This is a genomic window from Thioalkalivibrio sp. ARh3 (assembly GCF_000377265.1).
GTDB lineage: Bacteria > Pseudomonadota > Gammaproteobacteria > Ectothiorhodospirales > Ectothiorhodospiraceae > Thioalkalivibrio > Thioalkalivibrio thiocyanoxidans.
This window is the reverse complement of record NZ_KB897953.1, coordinates 1-16,074: the sequence shown is the minus strand read 5'-3', so window position 1 is coordinate 16,074 and position 16,074 is coordinate 1. Positions and strand designations below refer to the sequence as shown.

The 16,074-nt window shown below is 65.5% G+C and carries 17 protein-coding genes; 7 read left to right on the top strand and 10 right to left on the bottom strand.

Translation table 11 applies throughout. The annotated features are described in order from the left end of the window. Positions 1-64: 64 nt before the first annotated feature. From C995_RS0112285 to C995_RS0112270, 4 genes are all read left to right on the top strand, one after another. The gene (locus tag C995_RS0112285) at positions 65-2,647 is read left to right on the top strand and encodes a bifunctional diguanylate cyclase/phosphodiesterase (RefSeq protein ID WP_026279105.1); all 2,583 of its coding nucleotides are present in this window, start codon (positions 65-67) and stop codon (positions 2,645-2,647) included. Continuing rightward, positions 2,644-3,813, top strand: a complete 1,170-nt coding sequence (locus C995_RS0112280; protein WP_018865221.1) for a diguanylate cyclase — start codon at positions 2,644-2,646, stop codon at positions 3,811-3,813. The genes C995_RS0112285 and C995_RS0112280 overlap by 4 nt, the downstream gene beginning before the upstream one ends. A gap of 13 nt (positions 3,814-3,826) precedes the next feature. Next, complete coding sequence (locus tag C995_RS0112275; protein ID WP_019624525.1) at positions 3,827-4,192, top strand: YajD family HNH nuclease; 366 nt, start codon at positions 3,827-3,829, stop codon at positions 4,190-4,192. 410 nt (positions 4,193-4,602) lie between these two features. Further along, positions 4,603-5,052, top strand: coding sequence for a host attachment protein (locus C995_RS0112270; protein WP_018865219.1), 450 nt, complete (start codon positions 4,603-4,605; stop codon positions 5,050-5,052). A 516-nt stretch (positions 5,053-5,568) separates the two neighbouring features. On the opposite strand, the gene C995_RS0112265 is transcribed toward C995_RS0112270, so the two are convergent. Together C995_RS0112265 and C995_RS0112260 are read right to left on the bottom strand one after the other, a co-directional pair. Further along, entirely contained in the window at positions 5,569-6,231 is a 663-nt protein-coding gene (locus C995_RS0112265; RefSeq protein ID WP_038081091.1) for a histidine phosphatase family protein, read from the bottom strand. Positions 6,232-6,300: 69 nt separating this feature from the next. Beyond that, positions 6,301-6,885: a histidine phosphatase family protein gene (locus C995_RS0112260; RefSeq protein WP_369771660.1), complete on the bottom strand. Its 585-nt coding sequence runs from the start codon at positions 6,883-6,885 to the stop codon at positions 6,301-6,303. 151 nt (positions 6,886-7,036) lie between these two features. Between C995_RS0112260 and C995_RS0112255 the strand changes: the two genes are divergently transcribed. Next, positions 7,037-7,879 (top strand): proteasome-type protease, encoded by an 843-nt coding sequence (locus tag C995_RS0112255; protein WP_018865216.1) that lies wholly within the window; start codon positions 7,037-7,039, stop codon positions 7,877-7,879. A gap of 95 nt (positions 7,880-7,974) precedes the next feature. Here the strand turns inward: C995_RS0112255 and C995_RS0112250 are convergent, their stop codons facing one another. Then, positions 7,975-8,922, bottom strand: a complete 948-nt coding sequence (locus C995_RS0112250; RefSeq protein ID WP_018862140.1) for an alpha-E domain-containing protein — start codon at positions 8,920-8,922, stop codon at positions 7,975-7,977. A 1-nt stretch (position 8,923) separates the two neighbouring features. Beyond that, positions 8,924-10,372, bottom strand: coding sequence for a circularly permuted type 2 ATP-grasp protein (locus C995_RS0112245; RefSeq protein ID WP_018865215.1), 1,449 nt, complete (start codon positions 10,370-10,372; stop codon positions 8,924-8,926). 123 nt (positions 10,373-10,495) lie between these two features. Between C995_RS0112245 and C995_RS0112240 the strand changes: the two genes are divergently transcribed. Then, positions 10,496-10,774: a hypothetical protein gene (locus tag C995_RS0112240; protein WP_018865214.1), complete on the top strand. Its 279-nt coding sequence runs from the start codon at positions 10,496-10,498 to the stop codon at positions 10,772-10,774. Positions 10,775-10,882: 108 nt separating this feature from the next. Here the strand turns inward: C995_RS0112240 and C995_RS0112235 are convergent, their stop codons facing one another. The 6 genes from C995_RS0112235 to msrP all read right to left on the bottom strand — a co-directional run bounded on the left by C995_RS0112235 (position 10,883) and on the right by msrP (position 15,502). Continuing rightward, a complete protein-coding gene (locus tag C995_RS0112235; RefSeq protein ID WP_019624824.1) occupies positions 10,883-11,428 on the bottom strand; it encodes a phosphatidylglycerophosphatase A in 546 nt (181 codons plus the stop codon). 38 nt (positions 11,429-11,466) lie between these two features. Then, a complete protein-coding gene (gene thiL, locus C995_RS0112230; protein WP_018865213.1) occupies positions 11,467-12,441 on the bottom strand; it encodes a thiamine-phosphate kinase in 975 nt (324 codons plus the stop codon). A gap of 22 nt (positions 12,442-12,463) precedes the next feature. After that, a complete protein-coding gene (nusB, locus tag C995_RS0112225; protein ID WP_196800156.1) occupies positions 12,464-12,973 on the bottom strand; it encodes a transcription antitermination factor NusB in 510 nt (169 codons plus the stop codon). A 22-nt stretch (positions 12,974-12,995) separates the two neighbouring features. Then, entirely contained in the window at positions 12,996-13,481 is a 486-nt protein-coding gene (ribE, locus tag C995_RS0112220; protein ID WP_018865211.1) for a 6,7-dimethyl-8-ribityllumazine synthase, read from the bottom strand. Between the two features lie 388 nt (positions 13,482-13,869). Continuing rightward, positions 13,870-14,463 (bottom strand): sulfite oxidase heme-binding subunit YedZ, encoded by a 594-nt coding sequence (locus tag C995_RS0112215; protein WP_018865210.1) that lies wholly within the window; start codon positions 14,461-14,463, stop codon positions 13,870-13,872. 64 nt (positions 14,464-14,527) lie between these two features. Next, entirely contained in the window at positions 14,528-15,502 is a 975-nt protein-coding gene (msrP, locus tag C995_RS0112210) for a protein-methionine-sulfoxide reductase catalytic subunit MsrP (protein ID WP_018865209.1), read from the bottom strand. 288 nt (positions 15,503-15,790) lie between these two features. Here msrP and C995_RS0112205 point away from each other — a divergent pair, with 288 nt between their 5' ends. Continuing rightward, positions 15,791-15,991: a PA3496 family putative envelope integrity protein gene (locus C995_RS0112205; protein ID WP_018865208.1), complete on the top strand. Its 201-nt coding sequence runs from the start codon at positions 15,791-15,793 to the stop codon at positions 15,989-15,991. Positions 15,992-16,074: the final 83 nt, after the last annotated feature.

The window sequence follows — 16,074 nt, the reverse complement described above, 5'->3', positions numbered from 1 at the left end:
GTACACAGGTATTAGATGTCTCACACTCGAGGCCCTTTTCTATCGTCCAGAAAGGCGCTGGCCTATGTCCGCGGAACGTCCCGCATCCCCTCGCCGGGCTTTGCGACTGCGGCTGTTCATCATCGCGGCCATCATGGGGGTGGCCCTGCTCGTCTTTCTGGCCGTCCACATCACCTCCACCCTGATCTACGAGCGCACGATGACGCGCCAGGCGGAGCAGACCGCCAGCGGCATCGCCCACCAGACCTTCGCCTCCATGTTCCAGATCATGCGCGAGGGCTGGACCCGCGAGCAGCTGGAGGCGTTTTCGGCGGGCATCGAGGAATCGCTGGCGGATACGCCGTTGCAGCTGGATCTCTATCGCGGCGAGAAGGTCTCGGCCCTGTACGGCGACGTGGACCAGGCCAACTGGCACGAACGTATCGAGCAGGCCTTCAAGACCGGTGCCATCGACAGTCGCCAGGATAACGGCGAGCTGCGCTACACCTTCCCCCTGCGCGCCCGCAACGAGTGCCTGAGCTGTCACGACAACGCGTCCAGCGGCGACGTGCTCGGGGTGATGGAAGTGCGTCAGGACCTGGGCACGGCCATCAGCGAGGCGCGCAACCAGCAGGTCTGGACCTTCCTCGGGACCGGGCTGGGCACGCTGCTTCTGGGCTCCCTGATTGCCGCCTGGGCCACGGCCCCCATCACCCGCTCGGTGCGCCGGTTCCAGGACCAGGTGACCCAGGTCAACGCAATCAAGGATCTCAACCACGTCGAAACGCAGGCCATCGACACCGGCTTCGTGGAACTCAACCAGGTGGTCGATCAGGTGGATGACCTGGTGCGCAAGCTGCGCTCGGTCGCAGTGGACAAGGACATCCTCGAGTTCGAGCTGAAGCTCCTCGACAAATTCATCATCACCTCGGACGTGGTGCGCGACTGGCGCGAATACATCGGCGTGCTGCTCACCGAGATCAACACGATCATCGACGCCTACACGCTGTTTACCCTGTTCAAGGCCAACGACGAGGTCTACGAACTGGAGATCTTCTGGCGCGCCGAGCCGACCGAGACCACCCGGCGCACGGTGGAGCACCTGGCCGCCCACCGCATCCGCGGCGCGGAGCAGTTCGCGATGGACGCCAACCTGACAGTCCGTCACAACGTCGCGGACACCAGCCGCGCGTTGCCGGAGCTATCCCCGCACACCATCGAGATGGCGACCAAGTCCCTGGTCCTGGAGGCCCCGCGCATCGGCGGTGTAGTCGGGATCGGGGTGCAGTCCGAGCTGGTGCGCGATCCGGTGCGGCACGTGGTGATCGAGAGCATCCTGTCGACCCTGCTGAACCTGGTGGGCTCTGTGAAAGCAATCTACAAGTACACCCAGGACCTGGAGTACTACGCCACCCGCGATCCGCTGACGAACCTGTACAACCAGCGGGTGTTCTGGGAGCTGCTGAACTACGAGATCAAGCGCGCCGAGGGGCATGCCTACCCCTTCGCGGTCATGGTCGTGGACCTCGACAACTTCAAGACCATCAACGACCGCTATGGCCATGCCTTCGGCGACCGCTTCCTGCAGGCCTATGCGAACACCATCCAGGATGCGATCCGCAACGAGGACATCCTGGCCCGCTACGGCGGGGACGAGTTCGCGCTGATCCTGCCCGAAACCGACCAGCAGTCCGCCTGGCAGCTGGCCGCCCACATGGCCGAGGCCACCGATCGACTGTCGCTCCCGGCCCCGGATGGCTCGCGCGTCAAGGCCACCACCTGCATCGGCATCTCGGCCTATCCGCGCCACGGCAAGGACACGCGTGATCTGTTCCTGGTGGCCGACAACATGATGTACAAGGCCAAGCGCGAGGGGAAAAACGCGGTCTGCGTGCCCAGCGACGAGGAAGTGGCCGAGGTATTCCGCGAAGCGGGCGAGACCGGCATCATGATCATGGAGGCACTGGAAGACCGGCGCATCGTGCCGTTCTTCCAGCCCATCATGGACGTCCGCACGGGCGAGGCGCGGATCCACGAACTGCTGATGCGCATCCGCGTCGGCGACGAACTGATCCCGGCCGGACAGTTCGTCGAGGTGGCCGAGACCATGGGCGTGATGCATCAGCTCGACTACGTGCTGATCGAACAGGCCTTTGCCGAGGTACAGCGTTCAGGCTACACCGGGCTCCTGTTCATCAATCTGTCGCCGCGCGCCCTGATCATCGGCGAGTTCATCGGCAAGGTCCGCCAGCTGGCGCAGGATCATGACATCGACCCGGCCAAGGTCGTATTCGAGATCACCGAGCGCGACACGGTGAAGAACATGGCCGTACTGGAGAAATTCGTCCTGGATCTCAAGCATCAGGGCTTCCAGTTTGCCGTCGACGACTTCGGCTCCGGCTTCTCGTCATTCCACTATCTCAAGCGGTTCCCGATCGACTTCGTGAAAATCGAGGGCGACTTCGTACGCAACATGGTCCACGACCTGCGCGACCAGGCGTTCGTACGTTCCATCGCTGCGCTGGCCCGTGACCTGGACGTGCGCACCATCGCCGAGTTCGTCGAGGACCAGGAGATCCTCGAGGCGGTGCAGTCGATCGGCATCCACTACGCCCAGGGCTTCCATGTTGGCCATCCCGGCCCGCAACTAGGCAACCCACCAGCATGAGCGGTGGGCGGCCCACCCTGATCGAGGGGCTGAAGCAGCAGCTGGGCAGCCCGAACCGTGACCTGTTGCTGATGCCCTGGCGTCATCACGCCCTGCTGGAGCATCAGCGAGCGCGTCTGATCATCTCGCGAGTGCGCCTGGTTGCGTTTCTGTTTGCACTCCTCACCCCCCTCTGGATCCTGGTGGACCTCGTGTTTCTGCCCTGGCCGGTCTGGGGCGAGCTTGCCCTGGCACGGCTGTTGACCAGTGCGGCCTTTCTGGCCATGGCCCTGCGCTTCCGGCCATCGGAGAGCATGCCCCGTGCTTGGGTCGCACTGGCCCTGCTGTTCGCGATCCCGACCGTCTTCTTCCTCTACTCCCATCCGCTCCTGGCGTTCCGCGACATGGCCGGGCTCGAGGCCGCGATCGCGGCCGGCTACGCCTTCCTGCCCTTCGTGATGATCGCGGGGCTGGCGATCTTTCCGCTGACCGTCACCGAGGCAGTCGCGTACGCGGCCCCCGTACTGGCCGGACAGGCGGTAGCGGCCGCCCTGCAACTGGACGGCATGGAATGGACCACGCACGCCGGTGCCTTCTGGCTGTTGCTGCTGATCGCCTCGGTCGCTGCACTGGCCAGCATGAGCCAGCTGCAGTTCCTGGCCGCCCTCGTGCGCGAATCCTCGCGCGATGCCCTGACCGGCTGCTACACCCGCCGCAGCGGCGAGTCGCTTCTGGAGCGCGAGATGGCACGGTCACAGCGTCAGAGTCGCCCGCTCGCGGTGGCCTTTGTCGACCTCGACAACTTCAAGGCACTGAACGACCGCTTCGGACACGAGCAAGGCGACCGGGCCCTGCGTGCGGTTGCCACCGCCCTGACCGAACGCCTGCGCGGTATCGACAGCGTGATTCGCTGGGGCGGCGAGGAGTTCCTGGTCCTGATGCCCGAAACCGATCGCGCGGGCGCCCGCGAGGCCATGGAACGGGTGTTGCGCGAACCGGCGTGCTACACCCCGGACGGCGACCCCCTGACCGCCAGCACCGGGATCGCCAGCTACCCCGAAGAGACACTGGCCACGGGCGCCGAGGCCCTGGTGCACGAAGCCGACCTTCGGATGTATCGTGCCAAGAAAGAGGGCGGTGATCGCATCATCGATACGCGGGTCACCGCGCAGGAGAACGCCGGGTAGCGTGGAGGGCAACATGAACCATTCGAGTGACCGGCTGGATCAACTGGTTGCGCAGACGCAGCGCTCGCGCGCAGAACGCGAACGCGGGTACCGCGAGCAGGCACTGAAGATGTATCCCTGGGTTTGTGGGCGCTGCGGGCGCGAGTTCACACGAGCCAACCTGCACGAACTGACCGTGCACCACCGCGACCACGACCACGACAACAACCCGTCCGATGGCAGCAACTGGGAGCTGCTGTGCCTGTACTGCCACGACAACGAGCACCAGCGCTACACCGACGCGACCCCCGGCAGTGGTCAAAGCGCGGGCACGTCGGCAACCCACAACCCCTTCGCCGAGCTCGCCGACCTGCTGAAACGCAAGGACGACCCCAAGTAGCCCCTTGCCAGGCGGCTGCCTGAATCGGCCACCACGCGAGGGCCCGGAGCCCTTGCCATCACAACCACGGAGGCAGTGATCAATGGATCCCGCTCCCACGCCGGCAGACCCGCCCGGAAGGGCCCTCGCCATGCTTCCGGACAAGGGCCTCCCGGCGTGCTGCAAGACCGCCCCCAGGCACGACGGCATCGCGTACTCGTGTCTGCGCTGCCTGCGATCCTGTGACGCGCATCGAGCGGGTGAGGTTGACGCTGCAGGGGGTCAGGAAACTCGGCCACAACGATCTACACTAAACGTTGAAGGCTGCCGAATTCCCGCGCGGGTGCGAGTGCAGAGCCCGACCCGCTTGCGGATGCTGTGTTCCGTTTCGCCCTTCGGGGCATCCACGTCCGTCCAACAGGAGGCACTGTATGGATACCGTATGGATCGTTGTCGCCGATGCCGCCCGCGCGCGCATCCTCAGTTGTGAAGGTCGCGCCTGCCAGGGTCTGCACGAGACCGAGACCCTGACGCACACCGAATCCCGCGTACATCCTCGAGAGCTGGTTAGCGACCGGCCGGGCCGCAGCTGGAGCAGCGCTGGGGGTGATGGCCGCCACGCCATGCAGGAGACTACCGATCCGAGCGTTAATGAGCGCAACCGCTTTGCCCGCCAGGTGGCCGATCATCTCAAGTCGGCCTATCACGCCGGCACCTACCAGCGGCTGGTGATCCTGGCCGCGCCCCAGTTCTTGGGTGCACTGCGCGAACTGCTGGACCCACAGGTCACGCAGATCGTCACCGCCCAGATCGCCAAGAACGTGTCCAAGGTTCAGGACCCGGCCGCCCTGCGCAATCACCTGCCGGACTTTCTCTACTAGGCAGCCCCCAGGGCCCAACCTTCGCAAGGCCCCGCCCGGCGCGGGGCCTTTTTCGGTCGTATCCGGTCCTGACCGCCCCCATGGGTTCGCGCCCTGCTCAGCGGCGACAGGAGATCCTCCCGTTTATCCACGCTCGGCACGGCTGAAGCTCAGAATACTCGCCGGGCTGGACGGGTGGGCAAGCGGGCCTGCAGAACCACCCGCGTATTCGGACGGTCCCGTGGACAACCTATTGAGAGATCACACCTAGGGAAACACTGATTCATGTACACACTCGCGTTGGTACCCCAGGTTTTCCGAGACCAGGCGCGTCGTGCAGCGGGTAGTGGTTCTACCCGCAAGCGGCGCAACGCAGGATCGGGGAACCCGGGGTGCCAACCCCGAAGGGGCTCGGCCGCTTTTGCGCGGGAACCGCGTTGCGGCTCCCTTGTGCAGAATGACTGCACGGCGGTCACCGCGCCTTGTTCGCACGCAAAAGCGACTCGAGCGCGAGCGTGTACATGAATCAGTGTTTCCCTAGCGCGGACTCGAATCCTCGCGCTCGAGCATTTCCGGAACGGGTGCCACGCGCTCGATATCCGGTTCGGGGAAATCGCTCGGGGCCAGGACCCCCAGCAACCTGGGGCCTTCGTGCGCGGGCTCAAAGACCGCCAGTTCGGCCTCCTGAATCTCCAGATCCACCGCATGGCGCAGGTTCAGGTCGTGCCCCACCACGACGATGTTCGAGGCGGGGTCGGCCGGGGGCGTCTGGAGATGACGTCGCAGGCCATCGATCAGATGGGCGCGGCGCTCCTCGTCCTGCACCCAGGGGAGATTGAACAGGTCATAGCGGATTTCGTAATCCTCGAAGGCCAGCGAGGCGGTCTCCCAGTTGCGGCAGAACGGGCTGGTCAGCACCTGTTCCACCGGGATATCCAGCGCCCGAAAGCCATCGCCGACCCGTCGCGCATGGTTGCGACCGAGGGTGCTGAGGTTGCGCTGTCCCGCGCAGTCATCCATGTCGCTGAGGTCGTAGTCATCGCGCACGCGGTCGGTCTCCGCATGGCGCCAGAACACGACCAGCCCGCCACCCTGAAGGCGCTCGATCAGTTGTTCCGCATCCAGCTCCCCGGCCCCAAGCCCTGCCGGCATGAGGCCAAGGAGCAGCGCCCCCACTACCCCACACGTTCGCCCCGGCATCGTCTCTACTCCCCGCTCGTCTACCTACTGCGTAGACGAAAAATGCCGAGGACGCCGGCTTGCGATGCATCAGAAGTCGTCGGGTATCAGTACGCCCAGCAGTCGCGAGCGCTCGTCTCCGGGCTCAAAGACGGCCATCTCGCCCTCGTGGATCCTTACCCGGGCCGCTCGCTGCAGATTGATGTTGTGCCCCACGATCACCACGTTCTGGCTGGCATCCTCGGGGGGCGTGTTCAGGTAACGCTGCAAGGCTCGAACCAGCTCTTCCTGCCGCTCGCGCCCGCGCACCGGCGGGACGTTGAACAGGTCGTCGCGGATCTCGTAGGAGTTCTCGCCAAAGGCGATGCGGGCCGTATCCACGTTGCGGCAGAAGGCCGAACTCAGGATGGACTCCACGGGGATCGCATGGCGCTCGAAGCCCTCGCCTACCTTGCGCGCCTCTTCCTTCCCTTCATCGCTGAGGTTGCGCTGCAGATCGCAGCGGGACATGTCCGACAGGTCGCGATCGCGCTGGCTGCGGTCGGTCGCCGCATGACGCCAGTAGATCACCATCCCGCCCTCCTGCATGCGCTCGATCAGGGCCTCCGTGGACAGTTCCGCCTTGGCGTGACCCAGGAACGAGATGAGCAAGACTGAAGCCACAACGACCAGCATGCGCCACATACATTTTTCCTCTTGTGTTTCGGCGTGCCAACGCCAGGATGTGACCCCCTCTCTACGAAGGGGTTCGCGGCCCGGTAGCGTTGACGCCCCCCTACCCCGGCCCTAGTATGCCGTTCTCCCCAGCCCGGAATCCCGCTCCCGCATGACCTACTGTGTCGCCATCGATCTGGACGACGGCCTCGTGTTCGCCTCGGACTCGCGCACCAATGCGGGCGTCGACCAGGTCAGCACCTACAGCAAGATGCACACCTTCGAGGTCGAGGGCCAGCGTCTGTTCGTTGTGCTGACTGCCGGGAACCTGGCCACCACCCAGGCGGTGGTGCACCGGCTCAAGCGCGACATGGAGGACAACGCCGAGGAGAGCCTGGCGACCGTGGAGCGTCTGTCGGATGCCGCCGAGTACCTGGGGCGCCTGAATCGCGAGGAGACCGAGAAGCATTCCGAGGCCCTGTCCCGGTCCGGCATGCAGGCCGAGGCAACGATGATCATCGGGGGCCAGATCGCAGGGGATGCCCCGGGCATCTACCTGATCTACCCCCAGGGCAACTACATCACCACCTCGCAGCAGACGCGGTTTTTGCAGATCGGCGAGAGCAAGTACGGCAAACCGATCCTTGATCGCATCATCGAGCACGACACCGCGCTGGGCGATGCGGCCCGCTGTGCGCTGGTCTCGATCGACTCCACCATCCGCTCCAACCTGACCGTCGGGCCCCCGATCGAGGTACTGGTCTACGAACGCGGCACCATCGCCTTCGACCACTATCTGTGCATGGAGGCCGATGACGAATACCTGCGTTCCCTCACTCAGGCCTGGGACACGAACATCAAGCGCGCCTTTACCGACCTGCCCCGCTTCGACTGGGAAGGCACCCACGGGCGCAAGCAGCGGGGCACACGGGTCAGCCGGGGCTCCAGCAAATCCGGCGGCAAGGCCGCCTCGACCAAGGCGAGCACCAGCAAGACCAAGAAGCCACGCCGCTAACCACGACGCTGTAGGAGCCGGCTTGCCGGCGAAGCCCCTGCCAAAGCCGGACGCGGGCAGGGCTTCGCCTGCAAGCAAGCCCCCACAGGCGCGGGTTACGCGGCTTGTGCGGGGGCAGCCAGGAACCAGGTCTCGGCGTTGGCGCCGTGGATATCCGCGATGTCCTGCTGGAGCCGGTCGACAAAGTCATGCAGACCGTCTTCGGCCAGCAGTTCGTCCACGCTGGCGTTCATCGCGTGGCGCCGGGCCTGGATCACCAGCCGCAGCGGGACTTCGTTGTTCGGCAGGCTCTCCAGCGCGTCCTGCACCTGGGTCAGGGCATGTGTCACCGACCGCGGGAACGCCTTGTCCTGCAGCAGGAAACGCACCACGTCCACACCGTTGATCCGCCGCTTCACGTGCTGGCGGTACATCTGAAAGCCGCTCTCGGAGCGCAGTATGCTGGTCCACAGCAGGCCCTCGTAGGGCTCCGGGTCGTCGTTGTTCTTCTTCAGGAGCTTCAGCGCACCGACATCCACCTGGCGCGTGCCCATGTCCGCGCGCTCCAGATTGCGCCCGAGACGGATGAAGTCATAGGCCGCGTCGTGACTCATCGTCCCCGCCAGCAGGCCGGTCAGGGTCTGACAGCGCTGGATGATGCTCGACAGGAATTCAAAGCGTCCGCGCTTGCCGATGCCCTGGTCGATCTCGTCACGGGCGAACAGGTAGAGCTCGTTCATCACCTCCCAGGCCTCGGATGGCACCAGATCGCGGGTGGTACGCACGTTCTCGCGCGCCGCACGCAGGGAGTTGAGCACCGAGCTGGGGTTGTCGGCGTCGGCCAGCAGGAACTTCACGCAGTTGCGCTCGTCCTCACGCTGGTAGTGGTTGTCGAACAGCTCGTCGTTCCCGGTCACCTCGACCAGGCCCTTCCACGAGAGCTGGACCGACTTCGGCATGTCCAGCGCCAGCAGATGGAAGGCCGTGACCATGCGCGCGGTGTTCTCCGCGCGCTCCACATAACGCGCCATCCAGTAGACGCGTTCCGCGACTCTCGAGAGCATCTCAGTTCTCCTCGTCCACGATCCAGGTGTCCTTGCTGCCCCCGCCCTGCGAGGAATTGACCACCAGCGAGCCCTTGCGCATTGCCACGCGGGTCAGCCCGCCCGCGGTCACGTCGGTGCGCACGCCCTGCAGGATGAACGGCCGCAGGTCCAGGTGGCGCGGCTCGATATCGTCGCCACACAGCGTCGGGGCGACGGACAGGTCCAGGGTCGGCTGTGCGATGTAGTTGCGCGGGTCCTTCTGGATCAGCTGGGCAAACTCCGCGCGCTGCTTCTTGGTCGCGTGCGGGCCGACCAGCATCCCGTAGCCCCCGGACTCGTTGGCCGGCTTCACCACCAGCTCGTCCAGATGGTCGAGCACGTACTCGCGGTCCTTGTCGTCCACGCACAGGTAGGTCGGCACGTTGGGCAGGACCGGCTCCTCGTCGAGGTAGTAGCGAATCACCTCGGGCACATAGGCGTACATCACCTTGTCGTCGGCGACCCCGGCCCCGGGGGCATTGGCGAGCCCGACATTGCCCTTGCGCCAGGCCCGCATCAGGCCGGGCACGCCCAGCATCGAGTCCGGATTGAACACCTCCGGGTCGAGGAACTCGTCGTCGATCCGACGATAGATCACGTCCACCCGCTCCAGACCATCGATGGTGCGCATGTACACGCAGTCGTCATCACCGACCACCAGGTCCGCGCCTTCGACCAGCTCCGCCCCCATGCGCTGGGCGAGGAACGAGTGCTCGAAATAGGCCGAGTTGTAGATGCCCGGCGTCAGTACCGCGATCTCCGGATAGTCCTGCGGGCGCGGCGAGATCGAGGCCAGCATGTCGAACAGCTGGGTTGGGTACTCGTCCACCGGCAGGATGCTGGAGCTCTCGAACAGCTCCGGGAACACCCGCTTGGTCACCTGCCGGTTTTCCAGCATGTAGGACACGCCGGACGGCACGCGCAGGTTGTCCTCCAGCACGTAGAAGTCGCCCTTGCCGTCGCGCACCAGGTCGGTGCCGCAGATATGCGCCCATACGCCGTGCGGCGGCGTGATCCCGACGCACTGCTCGCGGAAGTTCTTCGACTGCTTCAGGACATAGCGCGGGATGATCTTGTCCTTGAAGATCTGCTGCTTGTTGTAGATGTCGTTGATGAACATGTTGAGCGCGGTCAGGCGCTGCTCGAGCCCCCTGGTCACGCGCTCCCACTCGGTTTTGGTGATTACCCTCGGGATGATGTCGAACGGCCAGGCGCGGTCGATGTTCTCGCCTTCGGTGTAGACCGTGAAGCTGATCCCCATTTCCAGGATCGCGCTGTCGGCCGCCGCCTTGCGGCTCTGGATCTCGGTGTCGTCGAGGCTGCTGAGGTAGTCGGTCAGGGGTTTGGCCGGCTTGCGCGGCTTGCCGGGCTTGGCAATCAGTTCGTCATAGAAGGGCTTGGGGTCGTACTGCTTCCAGTCAAACGCCATACGTCGGGTCCTCTGACGCGGGGAACGGTTTGTTCTACAGTACCGCCCTTTGCGGCACCCCGGCCCCTTACAAGAAGCGGGGCCCGTACGCTCTTCGTCCGCCCGACTCCGCAAGAGGTTCCCATGAGCGACACCCTCGAACGACGCCTGATCGCGCTTTATGAACACCCGAAGATCCAGGGATGCAACTGGCAGCCACGCCTGTTCTGGTACCCGGCCGCCGATGGCGGACCGTATGGCGAGCTGCGCGTGGATGGCCGGGAGCTGGAGGTGTTTCTCGCCACCATCCTGGGCGAGGAGTCGACCGAACGCGCCGGTCTGGACATCGACCAGGACGGGCGCGGGAGCTTCATCGCCGCCAATGCGCGGCGCCACGAACTCCCCCTTTTCACCCGGCGTTAGGGCCGATGGGATTCGCTTCGCTCATCCCATCCTACGAGGTTGGTGGCGCGCTGTAGGATGGGATGAGCGAAGCGAATCCCATCAACAGGCATCACCACGGCAAGCCGACTACTGCACGAAGAACTGCTGGAACAGCGCCGCGAGGATCACCAGCGCGAACCCGGCATAGAGGCCGGCGACCACGTCATCCATCATGATCCCGTGGCCATCCTTCCACTTGGCGTCGAAGTAGTTGGCCGGCCACGGCTTGAGGATGTCGAACAGCCGGAACAGCAGGAAGCCGATCACGATCCAGACAAGCCCTGCGGGCGCGAAGGCCAGGGTAATCAGCATCCCCGCCCATTCGTCCCAGACGATCCCGGGATGGTCGTGCACGCCCAGCCGGCGCGCGCTCTCCCCGCAGATGTGGAACCCGGCCATGACCACGAGCACGGTGACGGCCAGATAGGCCCACTCCGGGAAGTTCATGATCGCGAAGTAGAGCACCAGCGCGCCGAGCGACCCGGTCGTCCCCGGTGCCCAGCGCGACAGGCCACTCCCGAACCCGAAGGCCAGCAGGTGGATCGGGTCGGTAAACACCGTCTTCGCCGACGGCATCTTCGGCTTTGAGCTGTGAGCGGGCGCCGCACCGGCGCCGGTCTTCTTCCTGGCCATGACGTCCCTTGGCTTGGATAGGCTTTTGTCTATGCAGGCTAACCCGCGAAATGATCGTGGCCCCGGCGCGCGACGTCCAGCCGCGCGCCTTCGGCATCCACCACCTCGATCTCGCTGCCGCTGGTGAACTCGCCAATCACGGTCAGCGAGGTGCGCACGCTCAGGCTCAGCAGCTCCAGCGGCTCGGTCGGCGGCAGGGCAAACAGCAGTTCGTAGTCCTCGCCACCGGCCAGCGCCCAATCGCGAACCACCCCCTCGGGCTGCCCTTCCAGCAGCGGGTCGACCGGCACCTGCGACCAGTCGACCCGGGCACCACAGCCGGATGCCGCACACAAGTGCCCGAGATCGGCCAGCAGGCCGTCCGAGATATCGATCACGGCGCGCGCCCGATTGCGCAGGCCGCGCCCCAGTGCCAGACGCGCATTCGGCCAGAACAGGCGGGCGCAATCCGGGGACTGCTCATCCGTCGGCTGGCCCTGCTCGCGGCGCTGCTGCTCGAAGGCCAGCCCGCCGGCCGCCCCGCCCAGCGCGCCGCTGACCACCAGTCGGTCGCCGGGGCGGGCACCGGCACGCCGCAGGGCCTGTCCGGCCGGGACCTGTCCCAGCACGGTCACGCTGATCGCCCCGGGACCACGGGTCGTATCACCACCGACCAGCGGAACCGAGGCCTGTTCGGCCAGCGCCAGAAACCCGCGGCTGAAGGCCGCCAGCCAGTCATGGTCGACGGAAGGCAGAGTCAGGGACAGGACCGCCCCCAGTGGATCGGCCCCCATCGCAGCGAGATCGCTCAGGTTGGCGGCCAGGGCCTTGTGCCCGAGGCTGGCCGGCGGGTGGTCGGGGAAGTAATGCGTGCCCTCGACCAGGGTGTCGACCGTGACAACCAGCTCCTGACCGGCCTGTACTCCAAGCAGCGCCGCGTCATCGCCAATGCCCAGAAGCACGTCCGGGCTGGTCCTGGCCGGCTCGGCAAAGTAGCGCCGGATCAGATCGAATTCGGAGTCGGGACCGGTCATGGCGAGAGGCGGCCCACGGGAATCAGCGCTGGGTGGAACGCTCGGGGCCACGCAGGTCGGCAGAGAGCCGATCCAGCACCCCGTTGATGTAGCGGTGCGACTGCTCGGCGCCGAAACGCTTGGCCAGATCCACCGCCTCGTTGATCACGACGCGGTAGGGCACATCGATGCGCTCGGCGAGCTCCCACTGGCCGAGCCACAGCAGGGCCCGTTCCACCGGGTCCAGCTGGTCCAGCGGGCGGCCCAGGTACGGCTCCATGCGGGCATCGAGCGCCTCGCGGTTGCGCGTCACGCCGATCAGGATCTCGCGGAAGTACTCGGCATCCGCCTTGGCGTGTTCCTCGTCGTCGCGAAACTCGGCAAGGATGTCCTTGGGCTCGGCCGCGGTCATCTGCCAGGAATAAAGCGCCTGCATCGCCCGACGGCGCGCGACCGAGCGTGCGTGGCGGGCACGCTGCTCGGGCGTGCTGCGCGGGCGCTTGCCACGCCCGCCCTTGCCCGCGGGCTGCGATGGGTTATGCGATTCACTCACGGCGTGTACGACACCCACCCGTTCAGGCGTCGGCGCGCAGCTTGCGCATCAGGCTGACCATCTCGATCGCGCCCATCGCGGCATCTGCACCCTTGTTGCCGGCCTTGGTGCCGGCACGTTCGATCGCCTGCTCGATGGAGTCGGTCGTCAGCACGCCAAAGCTGATCGGCAGGTCCTCGGCCATCTGCACCTGGGCCAGGCCCTTGGCGGCCTCGCCCGCGACATAGTCGAAATGCGGCGTCGAGCCCCGGATCACGCAGCCCAGCGCGATCACCGCGTCATAACGGCCGGAACGCGCCATCGTCTGCGCCGCCAGCGGCAGCTCGTAGGCCCCGGGCACGCGGGCGATGGTCAGGTTCTTCTCGTCCACGCCGTGGCGCTTCAGGGTATCGACCGCGCCTTCCAGCAGGCGCTCGACGATCAGGCTGTTGAAGCGCGCCAGCAGCAGGCCGTAGCGATGGTTGGCAGCATCCGTGAACTCGCCTTCCAGGGTCTCGATCTCGTGCATGATGTGGTTCCGGTCGGAATGGGACGGGCCATGCGGCCCGCAAACTGCGTAGTGTAGCATCGCGGCGCGCCTAGGGAGACGCTGATCCAATTGCACGTTCGCGCTCGAGTCGCTTTTGCGTGCGAACAAGGCGCGGTGACTGCCGTGCAGTCATTCTGCACAAAGGAGCCGCAACGCCGTTCCCACGCAAAAGCGGCCGAGCCCCTTTGGGGTTGGTACCCCAGGTTCCCGATCCTGCGTTGCGCCCCGAATAAATCAAAAACGGGCGGGTAGAACCACTACCCGCTGCACGACGCGCCTTGTCTCGGAAAACAGGGGGTACCAACGCGGATGTGCTATTGGATCAGCGTCTCCCTAATGGCCCCGCAGCAGACTTGAGGATAGCGATTCAGGAGGCAGTGGCCGCCCTGCGTGCCCGCACCCTTCGCGCCGAGATCCAGGAATAGACCACCCGCCAGCCGAGCAGGAAGGCCAGGATCGCGGCATACAGCGCGACCTCGCCGTAGTCCGCCCGCGCCAGCCAGAGGAAATGCAGGATCGCCAGCACCCCGGCCACGTATACCCCGCGGTGCAGCCAGACCCATTTCTTCCGGAGCCAGCGCTGCGCCCCGTCGGTGGAGGTCACCGCCAGGGCGAGCAGGATCACCCAGGCGGCAAAGCCGACCATCACGAACGGGCGCTCGGTCAGGTCGTAGAACACCAGTTCCCAGTCGAAGAACAGATCCAGCCCCAGCCAGGTCAGGGCATGCGCGGTCACGTAGCCAAAGGCCACCAGCCCCAGCATCCGCCGCAGGCGAGTCATCCAGGCCAGCCCCGTCATCTGCCGCAGCGGGGTCACGGCCAGCGCGATCAGCAGCGCGATCATCGCGTGCGTGCCGGAGAGCTCCAGCAGCTTCTCGATCGGGTTCGCCCCCAGTCCGCCGAACCATCCGAGCATACGCAGACCAATCCAGACCGCGGGCACGAGCGAGAGCAGCAGCACGCCCGTCCAGACGCCTCTCGGGGGCTGCCCTCTGCGGCGTTGAGTCGTCGCCACGCCGAACCCGTCAGAAGTACTCGGTCAGGTCCATCCCCTCGTACATCGAGGCGACTTCATCCCCATACCCGTTGAACATCTCCGTACGCCGACGGCGAAATTCGCCAATGCGCCGCTCGGTGCGCTGCGACCAGCGCGGGTGATCCACGTCCGGGTTCACGTTGCTGTAGAAGCCGTATTCATCGGGCTGCGCCTGATTCCACAGGGTCGGCGGCTCGTCCTCGACGAAGCGGATGTGTTTAATGGATTTGATGCTCTTGAAGCCGTACTTCCAGGGCACGACCAGACGGATCGGCGCCCCATTCTGGTTCGGCAGCACCTCGTCGTACAGCCCCACGGCAAGGATCGTCAGCGGGTGCATCGCCTCGTCCATGCGCAGGCCTTCGGTATAGGGCCACTGCAGCCCGCCGGAGGTGGCCGGCCGACGCCGCTGGCCGCGCAGGTTGTCCGGGTCGTAGATGCTCTCGAAGGCCACATAGCGGGCATCGCCCCGGGGCTCGGCCTTGTCGATGATGCGGTTCAGCTCGAAGCCGATCCACGGGATCACCATCGACCAGCCCTCGACGCAACGCATGCGGTAGATCCGTTCCTCCAGCGACCAGGGGCTGATGAAGTCCTCCACTGCATACTCGCCCGGGTTGTCGCACAGCCCGTCCACCTTGATGGTCCACGGGTCGGTCTTCAGCTGGTCGGCGTAGGTCTTGGGGTCGCCCTTGCCCGGGCCCATCTCGAAGAAGTTGTTGTAGCTGGTGATCTCCTCGTACGGCGTCTTCGACTCGCCGGTGGAGAAGTCGCTGGGCTCGAAGTCGAGCTCATGGCCGCGCAAGGCGGCCGACGCCGGGACCGCCATACCCAGCCCGCCCAGGGCCAAACCCGCACCCAGTCCAACACCCGCGCGCAGGAATTCCCGCCGTCGCTGGTAGATCGCCTTTGGAGTGATTTCGCTGCGGACAGGATCGGAACGACGCCGCGTACGAATCAGCATGGATAACCTCGCCTCTCGACTATTCGGGACCAACCGGACACCCGGTCCACTCCCTGCCGGGCGGCACCGCACGTGCCTGTCTAAGTGTCTCCTTCGGGATGGACCGGTAACCCGTCGCCGAGTTCGAAAACCCTGGCACTTTTGCTGCCGTCATGCTCCCAATACGGCCAATAAGCAAACGCGACAAAGCATAAGAATTTTCTGCTTGCGCGCGCGCGTCGCCGCTATATAAGGATTTCCTGATGCCGCAGTACCGGGGTGGCCCGGCCGGCCTATATGGAGACCCCTATGGACCTCAATCTCGATACCGGTTTCGACAGCACCGAAGACCTCACCGGCCTGTTCGAGAACCCGCTCGTCAACGACCGCGGCCCGAACAAGCACGCCGCCCGCCGCACCCTCGAACGCATGATGGAAGAACGCGCCCTGCGCGCCCGTCTGCAGGACGACTTCGACCTCGACCACACCAGCGACCCGCTGGACTGGTAGCCATAGGAAGGGTGGCCCGCGCGGCCACCCGGCGTTTGTCAACGATGCGATTCGCAGGGCTCATCGCATCCTACGAGGGGGGG